The following is an 18576-nucleotide window of genomic DNA, read 5'->3' on the forward strand; positions in this document are numbered from 1 at the left end:
TTATGAAAAATTGTTTAATTGGACATACTGGTTTTGTAGGAAGTACTTTACTAAGACAAACACAATTTGATGAGCTATACCGTTCAACCAATATACACGAAATCATCAACAAAAATTTTAATTTTGTTGTCTGTGCAGGCGCACCGGCGCAGAAATGGATTGCAAACATTAATCCGGGTGAAGATAAAAAAAATATTGATTCTCTCATAGATTATTTAAAAACAATTCAATGCAATATTTTTATACTAATCAGTACTGTTGATGTTTTTAAAATGCCGATTGAAGTCGATGAAACAACCGCTGTTGAAGAGGAGGGGCTTCATGCCTACGGGCTTCACCGTAGATTTCTAGAGAAATTTGTGGAAGAACATTTTTCCAAACACTTAATTGTACGTTTACCCGGTTTGGTTGGTCCTGGTTTACGTAAAAACGTGATTTTTGATTTTCTTAATAATAATAAACTCAACGTAATCGATAGCCGAGGGGTTTTTCAATTCTATCCAATGGTAAATCTCTGGCATGACATTCAAACATCAATTCGAGGAGGTCTGCAACTTGTGCACCTTACTGCAGAGCCTGTTAGTGTTGCAGAGGTGTCGCTACGTGGATTTGGGCGCATGTTTACCCAGGAGCTTAAAGGTTTGCCCGCGCGATATGATGTGCAAACGTGTTATTCCGAACTGTTTGAAACTCGTGGGCGGCATCAATACAGCGTGCGCGAAACGGTTCAAGCAATACGTGCTTATGTTCAGTCTGAACCTGTTACTATTAAGAATTAAATGGAGAGATGGGGAGAGGAGGTAGCACCAATGAGACTTGCCATATCTAATATCGCCTGGGATGTCCAAGAAGACCAAGAAGTTGCAAACCTTTTACGTAAATTTAATGTTGATGCAATTGATATAGCACCTGGAAAATATTTTTCTGAACCAGCCAATGCCACCAAAGTTGATATCAAAAGGGTTAAACACTGGTGGTTGGATCGTGGTATCAAAATCACAGGGATGCAAGCTCTTTTGTTTGGTACAAATGGTTTGAATATATTTGGTTCGCAAGATATCCAGAATGCCTTACTTGCACATATGGCGACAATTTGCCGTATTGGTTCTGAGCTTGGTGCGACTCGCTTGGTGTTTGGATCCCCAAAAAACCGCGACCGTTCTGGCTTAAGTGATGAACAGGCTCTAAAAGAGGCTGTTAATTTTTTCAGGCGTTTAGGTGATATTGCCTTCGCACAAGGCGTTGTGATCTGTTTGGAGCCGAACCCAAAGTCCTATGGGGCGAATTTCATGACAATGAGCGCTGAAACAGCAAATGTTGTGAGGTGTGTTGATCACCCTGCAATTCTTAAGCATTTAGATACTGGCTCAATAACAATAAATGCAGAATCAATTAAAACAGTGCTTGCGGAATGTTCACACTTAATAGGGCATATCCATGCCAGTGAGCCCAACCTTGTGCCACTTGGTGATCTAAATACAGATCACAATACTTTGTGCGATACCATAATGAGCTATCTTCCCAATCACGTGGTATCGATAGAAATGCTTGCTACTAAAAATGAACCGCATCTTGTCTCTATTGAGCGTGCACTTGCTTTTGCTGTGCAGCATTATCGACCAATAAAAGGCGCTCCAGTATGAATATAGTAAATAAACCTGAGAAACTTTTCCAAACAGATTGCGAAGCGTGGCAAGTGCCTAAAATGGATATTTCTTTTTGGTTAGAGAAGAATCATGCTTATTGTGTTGTCATACCTGTAATAAATGAAGGCGAACGCATTAAAAATTTATTGAAGCGCATGCAGGCATCCAATATTTCTGCAATTACGGATATTATAATTGTCGATGGTGGAAGTACAGATGGTTCCTTAGATCCAGAGGCGCTAATACAAATAGAAGTTCGAGGGCTGATAGTAAAAAAAGGTTTAGGAAAATTAAGTGCACAATTAAGATGTGCTTATTCATTTGCGCTTAACCAAGGTTATCAAGGAATCATTACTATTGACGGAAATGATAAGGATGACCCTGAGGCGATTCCGCGATTTGTTGACGCGTTAAAAGATGGTATTGATTTTGTTCAGGGATCTCGATTTGTTTCTGGGGGTGTTGCAGAAAACACGCCACTATTGAGAGATTTTGCTATTCGTTTTATTCATGCTCCATGTTTGAGTTTAGCCTCGGGATTTAAATGGACTGACACAACGCAAGGGTTTCGAGCGTATAGTCGTAGAATGCTTCTCGATCCCAAAATAGCGCCTTTTAGGGACATATTTTATAATTACGAGTTGTTGGCTTATTTGTCATATCGTGCACCTAAACTTGGTTACACATGCAAAGAGTTGGCGACCATTAGACGTTATCCTGCTGGTAAGGTTCCAACTAAAATCTCGAGTTTTAAAGGGAATCTCATTGTTCTTAATACTTTATTTTGTGCTTGTTTTGGTAAATATAATGTTTAAAATTTAAATAAATTTTCTTCTTAATGAATACCTGCTGAAAATAGGTTTTTCTCATCCACTTCCAACATCCGATGAGGGTTTCGTTGAACAAAACAAGGCCGCATTCTTGCTCCTTTAGGTACAAGTTAAGGCCGTCTAAACTGTTGCCAGTGAAGTGGGCGGAGGTTTAAAAAAACACGTTAGTGCTTTTTTAAAACTATTAGTTCGCTCGCAATCGAACCTTTCTTTCCCGAATAGATTGAGCAACACCTTTTTCGGATGATGGTTTTCTTTGATCGTCAATATATTTTTTAATAACTTCAAGTGGTGCGCTACCGCAAGTGACAGAACAATAACTAGGGCTCCAAAAATGATCTCCCCATAATTTTTTCTTAACATGTGCCCAATATTCTTTTCTAATAAAATAAGAAGATTTTCCTTTTAATTTGCTAACAACAATAGCAACAGAATGTTTTGGAGGAATACTGACAAGAATGTGTACATGATCATCTTCGCCATTAAATTCTATCAGTTCGCAATCAAGTTGCTCACAGGTTTCTTTAAAAATAATTTTTGTGCGTTCAAGAATTTCTTTTATAAAAACATGACGCCTATATTTTGTAACAAATACTAAATGATAGTAATGTTTATATATTTGACTTCTTCCTGTTCTCCATTGGTAATTTTTATGATCCATATTGACTCCAAAATAAACGAATGCTAGATTAACATGAAGGAGAAACCATGGCAAATTGTGGTGTAAAATTTAGAGCATACCCAACTGTTGAGCAAGCTCATACACTTTCTCAATGGATAGGTTGCGCTCGAGTGATTTACAATTGCAAAGTGTCAGAGGATAATCAAAATTATAATATTTTTAAAAATACTGCTGAAAAAATATTTGTCAATCAAGCTTATTCTCATTTTAAAACACAAGAAAAAGAGTGGCTAAATCAATGTCCTTCACAAATTTTACGCAATGCGTCTGCAACTTGGTACACTGCAAAACAGCGTTTTTTTAAAGGGTTAGCAAACAATCCTCGTAAAAAGAAAAAAGGAATTAAAGACACTGTTTTATTAACCAATGAGTTATTTAAATTTAAAGACGAAATATGCAATGATGGAGTTGTTTTAAAAAATTTAATTATTGGCACAAAGAAAAATAACTTAGGAGTGTTAAAATTTAAAGCGCATAAGGATTTTGGCAATCCGCAACAAATCGTAATTGGCAAGAAAAATAATACATGGTTTGTTTCTTTTTGTTACGAAGTCGAAAATAATGTAAAATCTGAGCAAGAATTATTAGATGAATATTCTTGTTTAAACGAAACATCGCTCAATGATTTAACCATGGGGATTGATCGTGGTATTGCAATTCCATTTCAAACTAGTAGCCAAATTAGTTATGATTTTGATGAAAAATTAAAAAGTAAAATTAAACTCAAACAAAGAAGGCTAAAAAAATATCAAAAAAGGCTTTCTCGGCAAAAAAAGGGATCTGCAAGTCGAAATAAAACCAAAATAAAAATTGCAAAAATTCATGCTAAAATAAGAAATATTAGGCATGATTTTTGTCATAAAGTTTCTCACTCTATTGTAAATTCAGAAGCAAAAATATTTGCAGTAGAAGATTTAAAACTCAAAAACATGACCAAAACTCCTCAACCTAAGCAAAATGCAAACGGCAAATATTTGCCAAATATGCGCAAAGCCAAAACTGGGTTAAATAGGGAATTGCTATCAAAAGGATTGGCAAAAACAATAGAATTTTTAGAATATAAAGCTAAAAAGTATAATAAACTAGTTGTTAAAGTTTCACCTCATTATTCGAGTCAAGAATGTGCCCATTGCGGCCACACTCACGCCGATAACAGAAAAACACAAGATAATTTCTTATGTTTATTATGCGGAAATCATGACAATGCTGATGTCAATGCAGCAAAAATAATAGCAAAAAGAGGTGTACAATTTCTTTTGTCAAAGCCAAAAGCTAAGACAAGAACTAGGCTAGGGACTAGCCGAAGTAAAGCTGGACGAGGAGTATGTAAGACGATATTAGAGCAATCTAATCCGCTGATTCCTATGACTTCAGAAGCTCGCTCCCTATAGGGGTGAGTGGTTCACTAACACTAATACGTTTCAAATCATCATTTTCTCCTCCTGGAATAACGACCCCATCACAATTATCAATTTTACTATAGCAGTGTTCTTTTATTTTATTAATCTCACTATAAATATTAGTATCGCTTGTTTCTAATTTTTTAAATAAGCAGTCAATAAAACTTTTGCTTTTTGAAATTGATTTTGTTTTCAAAATTATACTTATTAATTCATATCTAAGCTTTTTTAAATTAACGGGTAAATGCTGTTGTATTGGTATTGTTTTGTTATGAAATTTTTCTTCAATTAAATTTTTTACTCTTGGTGTTGTGTATCCATGTTTTTCTGAAATCAATAATAATCCAATATTTAATTTTGGTTTTTGAATATAAAATGTAACATTTTTCCCAGTTTTCCCATTTTTAAAGGCGTCATTTCCAAAAGTAACTTTATTTTTAATATCAATAAATACTTCTGAAATATATTTTTCATCAATTATAGAATTATAAATATTTGCTGGTATTTTTAAAATGTCTGTTAACCATTTTTTAAATAAAATAGTATTTAATTTTTTTATTTCTTTATCATGATTTTCTAGTGTAAAAAATATATTTTTATTGGTTTCAAAAGAAATAAAAATAAATGTAAGAAATTTTTGAATACTATTTGGTAAAATTTTTCTAAATAAATAATTTTCATTTTTGTTCAATTCTGCTATGTTCTTTAAAAAATTTTTGCTAAATAAATTTTCTTCATCTTCTTTCATGCAAAGACAAATAAGAATGATTCTTTTTAAATTTTGAATATTTATTAGTGATTTTAAAATAAGTTCATTCATTTCATCTATACATTCTTGTAAAATAATTTCCTTTGTTTTTTTATTTTCTATTTTTCTTCCACTTAAAATATGATTATAAGACATTCTTAATGAAGGCATAATCATTCCTTTTGTATGTATTTATGTTCTTTGTTTTTTATAGAAAAAATATTAAATTTTCTTAATATTTATAACATATAGTTCATTAATATTAAGCAATAATACCAATCAACTATATATCAAAAAAATAATCAAATATGCAAGATATTTTTAAAAATAAGATTAAAAGTGTTATATATTAAATGCTAAACTTTTATATATTTAATTGATAATTTGGTAGAAATAGAGTGTGCTCTTAAGAGCTTAAAAGTAACTTTATCAATCTCTTCAATAGTGTTTTACCAATTTCTAACTACCCCTTAATTTTTACCCAGTTATCTTTTTTAGCAATTTGCCGATTAGCATTGAGATTTTTAATTTTAATGTTTTTTCTTTTTGCATTTTGCAACACAGGGGCATTGGATGGCGGATGGTAAATCAGCACATCTGCGGGTTGTACTTATCGACGACCAGTTAAACATGAGAAAAGCTCTTTACCGTATTTTCGACAAAACGGGGCAATACCATGTGGATGATTTTCCAAATGGTCAAGAGGCGATTGCTTGGTTAAAAAGTCATCGGGTTGATCTTGTGATCACCGACATCTATATGCCTAATGGCGATGGTTTTGAGGTTCTTGCGTATATTCGTGGGAGAGCCATGCAAAATGATCTTCCTGTTTTGTTTATTTCTGGTGAAGCCACCAAAGAAGACATTGTGCGCAGCGTCGATTTGGGGGTCAGTGATTACATTTTAAAACCTTTTGAAACTCAGGATATTCTAAATAAAGTTGCAGCAGTCATTGATAAATATAAAAATCCTCCCGAGAACATTAAAAAATTACGGCACGCAGAAACGCTGTTTTTTAATGGCAAATACGACGATGCAAAAAAAGAATTTGAAGCAATTCATGCGAGTTCAAAACCAACTGCGCGTTCTCTAATTGGTTTGGCACAAACCGAAGCAGAATTGGGAAATATTCCAATAGCGTTAGATTTGGTAAATAAAGCTATAGAAAGTAATAGTATGTATTATCCGGCATATTCGGCTGGTGCTGACATTTTGATTGCAAATAATAAAAAAGTTGAAGCTATCCCCTTTTTAGAAAAAGAATTGAGTATTAATGGCAAACAGGCGCAGCGAAGAGCTGTATTGGCAGATATTTATATAGCAAATCAAAAAACAGCAGGTTACAAAGAAAAAGCCCTTGAACAAATGAAACTTGCTCTGCATGATGATCCAACAAACGAATTTTTACTTTTAAAATTTGCACAAATTTCATGGACTCTTGGCAACAAAGAGAAAGCAATTCATTATTGCATGAAAGCCCGGAGGCAAAATCCCCAAAGTACAAAAGCATTGATGCAGATGGCAAATTTTTATATCGATGATGGCAAACCCAATAGAGCAATCAATGCGCTTTCTGATATTTTAAATAAAAACCCCAATCAGTATGATGTTTATTTATGTAAAGCACGAGTGTATGAAAGAATAGGTAAAAACGACAAGGCACTCGAAGATTTACGAGAAATACCTAAGACTTTAGTTACGTTACGCCTCGATGTCTTTAAACTTCAGGGGCGCATTTACTCAAAAATGGGAAAATATTCTGAGGCTATTGCTGCCTACGAGGAGGTCGTCGATATTGAACCGATTGCAGATAATTTAGCGCGTGTTGGGTTATTGTATATTAAAATGAAGAATTATCGCAGTGCATTAGGATGGTATGAACAGGCAACGGATATGGAGCCAAATAATTCAAAGTTTATTTATAATTTAGGCTGCTGCTACGAAGCCTTGCGTGATAAAAAAAAGGCATTGGAGTGCTATGAAAAGTCAATCCACATTGATCCCAATGCTAAAGAAACCCAAATTGCTTTAGCGCGAATGAAAGGTTTACCTCTTCCGGTCTTTAAGAATTCAAAAGTGAATACCAAATCTCAAAATAAAGTTGCTTCCGCTGACGGAAAACAAGAGCCACCCAAAGCGAGTTAAATTGCTATTTCTCACATATTAAATTATAATAAAATCTTGTGTTCGCCTCATTTTTTGAAAGGCAAAAGTATGAATTCTTCAAAATCCTCCGAAAAAAATAAAAAAGAAAAATTTGAAAAACAAAAATCTTCATTTGATGATGAAACTCAAAAGTGGTTTGATCGAGATGACTTGCAAGATCTTGCAAAATTTGGTGGTGATATTTTAAAAAAGACAGTTGCAACCGGTATGGATGTGATTAAAGAAGTGAAAGAAAATTTTCCAAAAGAAGCAACGCAACTTCTTTCTAAAGGTAAAGATGAGTTGTTAAAAGGGATAAGCCAGGATGTGGCAAAAAATATGATTACTTTTGGTATCGAAAAACTTTTTTCGGTAGCACGACAACACCGTGTTGATCTTTCGGTGCGTTTGAGAAAAAGCGATGAACCTAAACACACAGATGACGATAAAAAGTGAGTACAAGATTTCAAGCAACAAAAAAAGGGATGCTTAATTTTGCACCCCTTTTTTTGTTGCTTAAAGCAAAGCTCAAAACATTAAGCTTTAGAAGCCGCTGCAACAGTTGCTGCAACTTCGGCTGCAAAATCTTCAGCCTTTTTTTCAACGCCTTGACCAAGCTCAAGTCTAATAAAAGAGCTGACTTTAAGGTCGTTGATGCCTAGCTTTTTACCAGCTTCTGCAACGTAGGCAGCAACATTTTTGCTATCATCTTTAACAAAAAGTTGATCAACTAAACAAATTTCTTTGAACCAAGTTTTCATGCTGCTTGGAACAATTTTTGCAAGAGCCGCTTCTGGCTTGCCTTGTTGAAGAAATTTATTACGAATGATGTCTTCTTCTGCTTTAATTGTTTCAGCAGGAATTTCTTGTTCATTAAGATATTGAGGCTTCATCGCTGCAGCTTGTAATGCAACGTCTTTTCCTAAATCATTTAATGTAGAGTTTGAAAAATGATTTTCAATACCAGATCCAGAAAGCTCTACAAGAACACCAATTTTACCGCCACCATGAACATAAGATGTGACAAAGTTTTTGCCATTGCCAATACGAGCAAAACGGCGAACAGTAATATTTTCACCAATTTGTGCTACAAGAGCCGTTGCGGCATCGCGGACATTGCTAGAATTGTCATATTTGGTACTGAGTAGGTTTTCTAGATCAGCTGGTTTTGCGTTATTGATTAAAGTTTGCAAATTGTTGACAAATGCTTGAAAACCGTCATTTTTAGTGACAAAGTCAGTTTCGCAATTCACTTCATAAATAAAGCCTAAACTGTTGTTATCAACAACAGTGGACACAACGCCTTCGCTAGCAGCGCGAGCCGCTTTTTTTGCAGCGCTAGCAAGACCTTTTTCACGTAAAATAACAACTGCTTTGTCCATGTCTCCTTCTGCTGCATCAAGAGCTTTTTTGCAGTCAGACATTCCAGCAAGAGTCATTTCACGAAGTTCTTTTACCATTTGGGCAGTTACAACAGCCATTGTAGTGTTCCTCGTTTGTATTTTTGAATTATAGGTATTCCAGGTGCGGAATACCTTTTAGATTTTAGTTATTTTCGTCTTCATCGCGTGATTTTAAACGCTTAACCTTAATTTGTGAGCGGCCGCTATCTGAAGAAAAAGAAGAGTCTTCTTTTGTTGCTTCAGCTTTACGACGTTGCTTGCCAGCCATTGCTGCATCAGAAATGAGGCTTGCATAAAGTTTAATTGCTTTAAGGCTGTCGTCATTACCAGGGATAATGTAGTTAACGCCATTTGGATCACTGTTTGTATCGGTAACAGCAATAACAGGAATTCCTAAGCGATTTGCTTCAGCGATTGCGGTGAATTCTTTTTTAGCGTCAATAACAAAAATTGCAGAAGGCAAGCCAGGCATATTTTTGATACCGCCTAAAGAACGTTCTAGTTTTAAGCGGAGACGTTCTTTTAGAGCCACTTCACGTTTGGTGATGCTCTCGTAAGTGCCGTCGTTTGCCATTTTTTCAATGCGTTTTAGTTTAGTAATACTAGAGCGAACTGTTTGCCAGTTTGTCATCATGCCACCGAGCCAGCGGTGGTGAATGTGAAACATTCCTGATCTTTCTGCTTCTTCAACAATAATTTCTTGAGCTTGTTTTTTGGTTGCGACAAAAAGAATGTGGCCGCCTTCAGCAACAGTTTGCTCAACAAACGCTAGTGCATCTTTAAAGAGTTTTTGTGTTTTTTGGAGGTCGATAATGTGGATACCATTGCGCTCACCGTAAATAAAAGGGCGCATTTTAGGATTCCAGCGGCGTACTTGGTGACCAAAATGAACGCCAGCGTCGAGAAGATCGCGCATTTGTACTTCAATAGACATAAAAAAGTCTCCTGCTTGGTTTGTTGGTTTAACCCCTTGTAATACCAAGGGGTTAAACCCCACCAAGCTTTTGGTATTACAGAGAATGCTCTAAATCAGGCACTGCACTTAAACAATTTTTTGCTAATGAAGTCAAGGTTAAATGCATTTTTTGCTCTGTTTTATAAGATGATGATTTACCAATAAATAAAATTTGTATAGGCTTCTCAAATTATTTCGCATACCCATTGTGTACTTGGGGAGCGCGTATGAAAAGAGGAGTTTTGTGTGAGTGAAATAAATATTTATTTGCCTGATGGTTCATCCCGGGTAATGCCTGCATCGGCAACCGTTTTTGATGTTGCCAAGAGCATTAGTTCTGGCTTAGCAAAAGCAGCTATTGTGGGTAGGGTTGATGGTGTTCTTGTTGATTTGGATTTTCCATTAAAAAATGGAGTTAAAGTAGAAATACTCACCGATAGAACGTCCGAGGGGCTAGAGGTCATTCGCCATTCAACAGTGCATGTGATGGCAATGGCAATTCAAGATCTTTTTCCTGGTACGCAAATTACAATTGGCCCAGTTGTGGAAAACCAATTTTACTACGACATATATCCAAAAGAAGGTGTAAAAATTGGGACCAATGATTTTCCAATCATTGAAAAAAAGATGCAAGAAATTATTGCACAAAATATTTCTTTTATAAAAAGAATTGTAAGCAGAGAAGAGGCAATTGCCCACTTTAATGGTTTAGGCGAAACATTTAAAGTTGAAATTGTTAAAGAGCTTCCAGAAGATAGTGAAATAAAAATTTATGCCATTGCCCACTGGGACGATTTGTGTCGTGGTCCCCATGTTTCTGCAACAGGAAAATTGGGGGCATTTAAGCTCATGAGTGTTGCAGGTGCATACTGGCGCGCCAACAAAGACAATGCGCAACTTGTGAGAATTTATGGAACCGCGTGGGCAAATAAAAAAGATCTCGATGCTTACTTGCATATGCTTGAAGAAGCAAAAAAACGTGATCATGTTTTGCTTGGCCGCCAGCTTAATCTGTTTACATTAATGAGCGATATTGCTCCAGGTGCCGCATTCTTTTTTCCAAATGGCGCTAAACTTTTTACGCTGTTGCAAAATTACATTCGCTTTAAATGGGCAAAATTTGGCTTTGAAGAAATTCAAAGCCCTCAAGTGATGAATGTGAATTTATGGAAAGTCAGTGGCCATTACGAAAAATATCGTGATGATATGTATATTTTTAAAGACGATCACAACGAAGAATTTGGTATCAAACCAATGAGCTGCCCTGGCCATGTGAGAATGTTTATGGTTGGGCAAAAATCTTACCGTGATTTGCCGTTACGTTATGGTGAATTTGGTGTTGTGCATCGCAACGAGCTGAGCGGTACATTGCACGGTCTCACTCGTGTTCGCCGTATTACACAAGATGATGGACATATTTTTTGTATGTTAAATCAAGTTCAAACCGAAATCATGGCTGCATTGCAGTTTGTGAAGGAAGCGTATGCGGAGCTTGGTTTTCATGAAGTGATTTACATGCTTTCTACCCGCCCCGAAAATCGGATGGGCGCAGAAGACGTTTGGGATGTCGCAGAAACAGCGTTGGAACAGGCGTTGAAAGCGAGTGGTGTGCAATTTCAAATCAATCCTGGTGATGGTGCTTTTTATGGTCCTAAAATAGACTTTAAAGTTAAAGATGCAATTGGGCGTATGCACCAGTGTGCAACAATTCAACTAGATTTCCAAATGCCAACGCGATTTGGAATCAGCTATCAAACATCAAATAACTCCCAAGAAACTCCTGTCATGATTCATAGAGCTGTACTTGGTTCTGTAGAAAGATTTATGGGAATTTTTATTGAGCATTTTGCAGGACATTTTCCTATTGGTCTTGCGCCAGTTCAATGTCGTATTGTAACAGTCACTGAATCTCACGAAGACTATGCGCGTAAAGTTAAAAACTTCTTAAAAGAACATGGTGTGCGCATTGAATCTGATTTTAGCAACGATAAACTTGGCGCAAAAATTCGCGATGCGCAGTTGTTAAAAATTCCTTACATGCTTGTAATTGGCGATAAAGAAGTGCAAACAAGCACCCTAACAGCCCGTTACCGTGATGGCAAAAATTTAGCTCCCATGTCGCCAGAAGAATTTCTTGCGTATGTTAAGGCTGAAAGTGGTGTATTTTGGGGCTTAGATACCAATCAAAAATAAAACTTTATTTATATATTTATGAGGAGAAATAAAATGATTAATTTACAGATGAAAACCAATCATGGTGATATTTTTATAGAACTCGATAATGAAAAAGCACCAATGACTGTTGCGAATTTTGTAGAATACGTAACCGCGAAACATTTTGATGGATCAATTTTTCACCGGGTGATTCCTGGCTTTATGATTCAAGGCGGCGGCTTTGATGCCAATATGAAAGAAAAGTCAACCAATCGTCCTATCGAAAATGAAGCAAAAAATGGTTTGGGTAATGAGCGCGGCACAATTGCTATGGCGCGTACCAACGACCCGCACTCTGCCACAGCACAATTTTTTATTAACTTAACAAACAACGATTTTTTAAATAATCAGGGCGCGCAATGGGGCTACGCTGTGTTCGGTAAAGTAACACAAGGTATGGAAACAGTTGACGCTATTGCCAAAGTAAAAACAGGTTCAAAAGGCTTTCATCAAGATGTGCCTAAAGAAACTGTGTTGATTGAATCTGTGGTTGTTGTTAACTAAGAGCTAGGAAAAAGCTCAGACGCTTTAAACGAACTGCGCACAAGTGGGCCGAAGTGTGGCTCCAAAATAGTTAATTCTGTCGATTATTTTGGAGCCATATCGTTTGCGCACAGAAGTTTTACGCATGGCAAAAGAAGGCTTAGGGAGTGAACCCAAACTCCAAAAAAAACAAAGAAAAAAAATATCTCAGAATAAAAAACAAAATCTGCTGATAAATCAGGCTGTTAGATTATGACGTGCGTTAGAAGCTGAATATCAACTAAAACAACAACTTGGCTATCATTGCCGAGTTTCGTTTGCAAAAGATGAAAGTGGTTGGATTACAATATTTTTTAAAAATAATAAAGAACTACAAGATATTATCGAAATAACAAAGCCAACTAGTCCGTTATTTAAAATAAAAAAATGCCCACGAGCCCTCTTTCGAGACCTACCGTGGGACTGCACTTATAGTATCGCTTATTTTTTTAAAAAGTCAAAGAAGAATTAAGAAATGGAACAAAAGGAATTTGACGAAATTATTGAATGTATATCAGAACCGAGGTTTTCGAGCTATAAAAACGAATCAAATGTTATTATAGAAAACTATATAGAAATCATAAAAAAAAGCCAAAAAATTTATCATGCTTTGCATATTATTGAAGTTATTTTTACAAATAAAATACATAGCGCTGTTGCAGATATTTTAGAAGAAAAAAATTGGTTATTAGAATTTAAAAATGGAAATCCTTTATTAATAGAAACTTTTACTTTGTTACAAAAAACAACTCAGACAAATGATAAAAAAGATCTATACGAATTCTTTAAAGTTGAAGTAACAAAATCTTATGATAATTCATTAATTACAGCGAAAAAAAATTCACTATTCTTGTAGAGGACAATAGAGAGTCAGCAATTGAATTTGTAATTTATGCAATTCTAAAAGCAAAATATGGTAAAGTAACAATATGGATCGGTGAAGCTAAGGAAGATGTAACAGAGGAATTTCTTGTTCTATACAAAACAGGACGAACCAATGCAAATGACGGCGGTATTGACTTTGTAATGAAACTACTTGATCGATTCTTCCAAGTGACAGAAGAAATCGATGCAAGAAAATACTTTTTGGATATTGATAAATTTCAAAGATTCCCAATTTACATTTTTTGTAAAAACGGAAGAACCCTTAGAGCAAATACAAGAGTCAATCAAGGCACGGGCGACATCGAAATATAAAATAAAAGCCGTTGTGGATTCCTATATGAGTTCAATCGAAGAAATAATTAATGTTCAGTCTGACTCATTGCAAGAAGTTATGGATGAAATCATAATTCAAAGTAAAGTTGAGTTTAATTATACCAAAGATTACGAGGAAGAACCGCAAGAACATTCTAGCTCATCTATTTACTCATTGGAATCTCGGATTTGTTGCAAAAACCCATTAATGGGGCATTCTGCAAAAGATACAGTGTTGATTGAATCTGTGGTTGTTGTTAATTAAGAGCTTGGAAAAAGTTCAGACGCTTTAAAAGAATGGTGACCTGTCATGCAAGTTGCAAAGAGTAGACAAGCAATTGAAAATTTAATTAAAAAAAATCTCATAGAATATATGATAATAGGGGATAAAAATGTAACTCATAATTTTATGCTCTATGCAGGGAAAAAAGATGCAACTTGCACAGCAAATAAAAATAAAATTGACTCAAGTGATATAAAAAATGGATTTTGCTCTTGCTAGAGTTGACTGCAAGCGACTATCTGATTTGCTTGCAATTTGCGAAATAAATTTGGCAAGAACTGAGATAGAATTGGATAAAGAACGTGAAAAAAATTCATTCTTACAACATGAAATTCTAACTTTAACAAAAGAATTTAAAGCTATTCTTAATAATGAATTTGGTTTATCCAAAATAATATCAATTTTTAAAAAAAATAAAAATATTTGATAAAATAAATAATATTTAAAAATTTGTACACAAATTTAGATGAATTTTTAATATATTTATAATAAAAATTTTCATATAGACTTCCATAAATTTTAAAAAATATTTGACAATTGAAAATATTCTGTTAATAATGATGTATTTCAACATGCTCAAGAAAGGGAAAATATAATTATGTCATCTGTAATTTTAAATGATGTATTAGATAATATTGATCAAGAAGAAATTATGAGATTAATAAAAAATATGGAGCTGATAAGTTCTACTCTACAGCATTCTAAATATAACATGATTGCTTATGATGAGTTAAGTAATTAATTTTTATATATTTTATCTAAGAAAGTTTTTTATGTATTTTCTTTTTGGATTAAAACCAAATTTGAAAAATATTATAACAATTTGTAAAACACAATTTCAAGATAAAGAAATTAATACTTTAAATTTGAAAGATGTGTTTTACAAAAGTCTGTCTCAATACAGAAATAATGTTTACGTAAATTTTTCAAATAATAAATTTATAAATAATAGAGTAGTAGAAGATGAGTTTTGTAAAATATTTAAAAGTGAAAGCAATCTTACCGATATAAAAATAGACTTTGTTAATGATAGTGCTATAGAAGATATTAATGAGATTAATCGTATAAATGATTTTTATAATTCAGCAATAATGAGGTTGAAGGAATTAAATCAGGAATGGTTTGATTTATTTGATTTAGCAATTCACTCAATATTTACTAAGCCATCGAGAAGATGTGGAGGTGGTACTACATCAGCTGCACTAGGTGTTATTTGGTTAGACCCTCGTCCTCATTGGCAATTATATGATTTAATGGAACTTTTGATTCATGAACTAACGCACAATCTTCTTTTTTATCATGAACTTAACAACCTTATATTTAATAATAATGATGATATAACAAAAATTGAAAATTATTCGATTTCTTCAATATTGAAGATAAAAAGACCTTTAGATAAAGTTTATCATAGTATTATAGTTTCTTCTGAAATAATATGTGCTAGAGAAATATTAAAATTTTTAAAACAAGATAAATATTCAGTACATCCTCCTACAAAAGATCTTTATGATTCAACAATGATAGCATTTAAAGAAATTAGGAAATTAAAAAATTTGAAAGAATTATTAACAAAAAATGCTATAGAATTATTAGATAGTACATATAATAAAATTGAAAGAATAAATCAATAATTATAATTTTAAAAAATAATACTATGTAAATTAATGCTATTTTAAAATTAAAGGATGTATTTTATGTTGTTATTTCTAATGAAAAATAAAAATATATTATTTTTTTGTATTGCTACATTTTTAACAGAAATAGGTATGGGATTGACACAAGTTTCTGTATATGGGATGTTATCGTCAGAAAAAGTATCTACTTTTATTTATGGTGTCGCATTTTTTCTTACATTATTCCCAGGTTTTATAGCTACATTATTTGTTACTAATATTATAAAAAAATTTCCATTACATAGGTTATTTATAGTTATTAATACTACTTCATCTTTTTTCTTGTTTTTTCCTCTTTATGGAAGTTATTACAATAATATTTATATAATAATATCGGCTTTAATTGTCTCATCTTTTTCATCGGGTTTTTTATTTACTATTATTCAAACATACATAAAAAGATCTTGCAAAGAAAATAACCTTATATTATATTCCAAAATAGACAGTTTATTATTTACAGCAAATATATTTATAGGAGTTGGTTTAGGTTCATTGTTATACCCATTTTTAGGATCAAGAATATATATAATTATGAATATAATTTTTTATATTATATCTTCAATTTTAGTTTATATATGTTTTAAAGTTAAACCAGAATTTATGGCTGTTAAAGACAATAATATAGAAAAAATCTATAAATTTAATTTGTTAAATAGTAAACAAAAAAAATCTCTATTATTTACCCCATTTCTTTGTTTTATTACTACTCCTTTAATAACATTACTACCATTAATTGGAAGAAAATATGGAATTAATTTTAATATATTTGAGATATTTTTATCAAATAGTGTGACATCATTTTTGTTTGCAAAAAGTTTAGGTCAATTGATAGGTCCTTCTATCATGAAGAAAAGTTTATTTCATAATTTATTATTAAATTATAATAAGATTATCTTTTTAATTCTGGTATTTATTTTTTGTTATTTAATATCTTATTTTATTAATAGTTTTTATATATCAATATTATTTATTATTATTGCACATATATCATCAAATATTTTAACAACACTTGGTTTTTATATTTTTCAGAAAGAATTTAGTGAAGAAGAAGTAGTATATTTTTCTTCTATTCAATATAGAATTACAATAATTGTAATGTCTTTATGCTCTATAATATCTCCAATATTATACGAATTGACTAATTTTATTTTAATTTCATTTCTACCTTTATTTATTTTATTATTATTATTTTTAGTTAATAAAAATATTCCGTACAAGAAAAAATATATATTTTAAAACAAAGTAGGATATTTCTTATGCTTTATGAGTTTTTCAGCTTCTGATAACTCTTTTTTACTTGATATTTATTTTTAAGATTTCAACTACGCACGAGTGGGCCACACCATTTTCACAGCTCGTATTCGTTTTCTGCTTTTGACGTTGACTTGACTTTTCGACTCCTCATCGGCGGTTTATTTGCGTTCGTCTCCATATTTTGCATTTGACACAATAAAATCATCCCTTTTCTCTAACGCTCACCACAATAACTATGAATTAATGCAGCTTAGAGTAGTTTGAAGCATTCTCCTGTAAAACAACTTCGAGGGGGCTACCCTCATCATGAACACAGGATTGCTGCTAGAATAATCTTGCAATTATTCTTCGCCACATTCGTGGCACACGAAGATGGAATCAACTTTGGGATCAAAAATATCGACAGATTCGGTTTGGAACATAAAAATCCTTTAACAAAAAAAGAGTGCTTTTTAATTTCGCCGCATAATTGCAGTTAGTAAAATGCAAATACAACTGCGGCGGGCTTCATGTGCAATTCTCACTTGAAGCCCGCCACCCTAGTTAGAATGCGGTCACCAGTCAATTAGTGCTATTTTTGTGAATCTGTGGTTGTTGTTAACTAAGAGCTAGGAAAAAGCTCAGACGCTTTAAACGAACTGCGCACAAGTCGGCCGAAGCAACAGCTTTGAAGCCCATTTTTTTTGCAATGTCGCTCCAAAATGCAAACTCATCCGGATGCACAAAGCGTTTTACAGTGAGGTGCTTTGGAGTTGGTTGTAGGTATTGCCCAATAGTTACAATTTCGGTGCCCACTTCGCGTAAGTCAGATAATGATTGCTCAATTTCAGAAAAGCTTTCACCAAGTCCAAGCATAATTGCACTTTTGGTAAACATTGTAGTAGGACCAATTTTTTTTGCGTGTTGTAGAACACGCAAGCTTTGCTCATATTTTGCTCGGGCATCACGAACGCGTGGGGACAACCTACGGACGGTTTCAATGTTGTGGGCAAACACATCAAGACCGCGTCCTGCATGCACCACGTGCTCAATGCAGGGTTGCTGGCCACTAAAGTCACCGGCTAAAATTTCGAGTCGGGTTTTGGGATTATCAGCATGGATGGCTTCAATTGTTTTTGCAATGTGTGCAGCACCACCATCGGGCAAGTCGTCACGGTCTACCATTGTGATCACAGCATATTGTAAATTCATTGTTTTGATACTAAGCGAAACTTTAGAAGGCTCATCGGGATCAAGCAAACCATTGGGGTTGCCTGTTTTAATATGACAAAAGCGGCAACCTCGAGTGCAGGTATCGCCCATGATCATAAATGTGGCAGTACCTGTATTCCAGCAGCCCGAAATATTAGGACATTTTGCTTCTTCGCAAACCGTATAAAGTTTTTTTTCTCGCAAATCTTTTTTTATACTGTAAAGAACTTCTCCTCCAGTAAGTCCAACTTTAAGCCAGCTTGGCTTTAATAGTCTTCCATTTTTAGGATTATATTGCGGCTCAACAGCTAACGATGCTAATTTTGCATACGTTTTTTCGTTTTCTTCTGAATTAGAAGTAAAAATTGGCTCATAATTTGAGTTTAAAGTATTCTCGTCAAGCATATTTTGCGCTCCCTAATACTTATGGCAC

The 18576-nt window shown here is 33.8% G+C and carries 21 protein-coding genes; 16 read left to right on the forward strand and 5 right to left on the reverse strand.

The genetic code is table 11. The features are described 5' to 3' along the window. Positions 1-2 precede the first annotated feature (2 nt). The 3 genes from Spiro2_RS03585 to Spiro2_RS03595 are packed head-to-tail and all read left to right on the forward strand — an operon-like array spanning position 3 to position 2461. Positions 3-779, forward strand: a complete 777-nt coding sequence (locus Spiro2_RS03585) for a hypothetical protein (RefSeq protein ID WP_338637107.1) — start codon at positions 3-5, stop codon at positions 777-779. Positions 780-809: 30 nt separating this feature from the next. Then, entirely contained in the window at positions 810-1643 is an 834-nt protein-coding gene (locus tag Spiro2_RS03590; protein ID WP_338637108.1) for a sugar phosphate isomerase/epimerase family protein, read from the forward strand. Continuing rightward, a complete protein-coding gene (locus tag Spiro2_RS03595) occupies positions 1640-2461 on the forward strand; it encodes a glycosyltransferase family 2 protein (RefSeq protein ID WP_338637110.1) in 822 nt (273 codons plus the stop codon). The genes Spiro2_RS03590 and Spiro2_RS03595 overlap by 4 nt, the downstream gene beginning before the upstream one ends. 199 nt (positions 2462-2660) lie before the next feature. Here Spiro2_RS03595 and tnpA read toward each other — a convergent pair whose 3' ends face one another. Next, positions 2661-3137, reverse strand: coding sequence for an IS200/IS605 family transposase (gene tnpA / locus Spiro2_RS03600; protein WP_338637111.1), 477 nt, complete (start codon positions 3135-3137; stop codon positions 2661-2663). A 47-nt stretch (positions 3138-3184) separates the two neighbouring features. On the opposite strand from tnpA, the gene Spiro2_RS03605 reads away from it, so the two are divergent. Next, positions 3185-4549, forward strand: coding sequence for a transposase (locus tag Spiro2_RS03605; RefSeq protein WP_338637112.1), 1365 nt, complete (start codon positions 3185-3187; stop codon positions 4547-4549). Here the strand turns inward: Spiro2_RS03605 and Spiro2_RS03610 are convergent. Next, entirely contained in the window at positions 4521-5477 is a 957-nt protein-coding gene (locus tag Spiro2_RS03610; RefSeq protein ID WP_338637113.1) for a hypothetical protein, read from the reverse strand. The two genes, Spiro2_RS03605 and Spiro2_RS03610, sit on opposite strands and share 29 nt — an antisense overlap. A gap of 402 nt (positions 5478-5879) precedes the next feature. On the opposite strand from Spiro2_RS03610, the gene Spiro2_RS03615 reads away from it, so the two are divergent. Then, a complete protein-coding gene (locus tag Spiro2_RS03615; protein WP_338637114.1) occupies positions 5880-7451 on the forward strand; it encodes a tetratricopeptide repeat protein in 1572 nt (523 codons plus the stop codon). 69 nt (positions 7452-7520) lie between these two features. After that, complete coding sequence (locus Spiro2_RS03620; protein WP_338637115.1) at positions 7521-7907, forward strand: hypothetical protein; 387 nt, start codon at positions 7521-7523, stop codon at positions 7905-7907. 80 nt (positions 7908-7987) lie between these two features. On the opposite strand, the gene tsf is transcribed toward Spiro2_RS03620, so the two are convergent. After that, on the reverse strand, positions 7988-8932 hold the full coding sequence (tsf, locus tag Spiro2_RS03625; RefSeq protein ID WP_338637116.1) for a translation elongation factor Ts: 945 nt from the start codon (positions 8930-8932) through the stop codon (positions 7988-7990). A gap of 64 nt (positions 8933-8996) precedes the next feature. Continuing rightward, positions 8997-9788: a 30S ribosomal protein S2 gene (gene rpsB / locus Spiro2_RS03630; RefSeq protein WP_338637118.1), complete on the reverse strand. Its 792-nt coding sequence runs from the start codon at positions 9786-9788 to the stop codon at positions 8997-8999. A gap of 267 nt (positions 9789-10055) precedes the next feature. Here rpsB and thrS point away from each other — a divergent pair, with 267 nt between their 5' ends. The 10 genes from thrS (at position 10056) to Spiro2_RS03680 (ending at position 16934) form a co-directional block, all read left to right on the forward strand. Next, on the forward strand, positions 10056-12002 hold the full coding sequence (gene thrS / locus Spiro2_RS03635; protein WP_338637119.1) for a threonine--tRNA ligase: 1947 nt from the start codon (positions 10056-10058) through the stop codon (positions 12000-12002). A gap of 33 nt (positions 12003-12035) precedes the next feature. Then, complete coding sequence (locus Spiro2_RS03640) at positions 12036-12527, forward strand: peptidylprolyl isomerase (protein ID WP_338637121.1); 492 nt, start codon at positions 12036-12038, stop codon at positions 12525-12527. Positions 12528-13020: 493 nt separating this feature from the next. Next, complete coding sequence (locus Spiro2_RS03645; protein ID WP_338637123.1) at positions 13021-13401, forward strand: hypothetical protein; 381 nt, start codon at positions 13021-13023, stop codon at positions 13399-13401. 170 nt (positions 13402-13571) lie between these two features. After that, positions 13572-13742 carry a hypothetical protein gene (locus Spiro2_RS03650; RefSeq protein ID WP_338637124.1) on the forward strand — a complete coding sequence of 57 codons (171 nt, stop codon included), beginning with the start codon at positions 13572-13574 and terminating at the stop codon, positions 13740-13742. 25 nt (positions 13743-13767) lie between these two features. Then, on the forward strand, positions 13768-14007 hold the full coding sequence (locus Spiro2_RS03655) for a hypothetical protein (RefSeq protein ID WP_338637125.1): 240 nt from the start codon (positions 13768-13770) through the stop codon (positions 14005-14007). Positions 14008-14052: 45 nt separating this feature from the next. Next, entirely contained in the window at positions 14053-14244 is a 192-nt protein-coding gene (locus Spiro2_RS03660) for a hypothetical protein (RefSeq protein WP_338637126.1), read from the forward strand. Further along, positions 14225-14452: a hypothetical protein gene (locus tag Spiro2_RS03665; RefSeq protein WP_338637127.1), complete on the forward strand. Its 228-nt coding sequence runs from the start codon at positions 14225-14227 to the stop codon at positions 14450-14452. Before Spiro2_RS03660 ends, Spiro2_RS03665 begins: the two co-directional genes overlap by 20 nt. Positions 14453-14623: 171 nt before the next feature. Further along, the gene (locus tag Spiro2_RS03670) at positions 14624-14767 is read left to right on the forward strand and encodes a hypothetical protein (protein WP_338637128.1); all 144 of its coding nucleotides are present in this window, start codon (positions 14624-14626) and stop codon (positions 14765-14767) included. Positions 14768-14798: 31 nt separating this feature from the next. Beyond that, on the forward strand, positions 14799-15656 hold the full coding sequence (locus Spiro2_RS03675; protein ID WP_338637130.1) for an aKG-HExxH-type peptide beta-hydroxylase: 858 nt from the start codon (positions 14799-14801) through the stop codon (positions 15654-15656). A 63-nt stretch (positions 15657-15719) separates the two neighbouring features. Continuing rightward, positions 15720-16934, forward strand: coding sequence for an MFS transporter (locus tag Spiro2_RS03680; RefSeq protein ID WP_338637132.1), 1215 nt, complete (start codon positions 15720-15722; stop codon positions 16932-16934). Between the two features lie 615 nt (positions 16935-17549). Here Spiro2_RS03680 and lipA read toward each other — a convergent pair. After that, entirely contained in the window at positions 17550-18548 is a 999-nt protein-coding gene (lipA, locus tag Spiro2_RS03685) for a lipoyl synthase (protein WP_338637133.1), read from the reverse strand. Positions 18549-18576 lie beyond the last annotated feature (28 nt).

This window comes from Spirobacillus cienkowskii (assembly GCF_037081835.1).
Lineage (GTDB): Bacteria > Bdellovibrionota_B > Oligoflexia > Silvanigrellales > Silvanigrellaceae > Silvanigrella > Silvanigrella cienkowskii.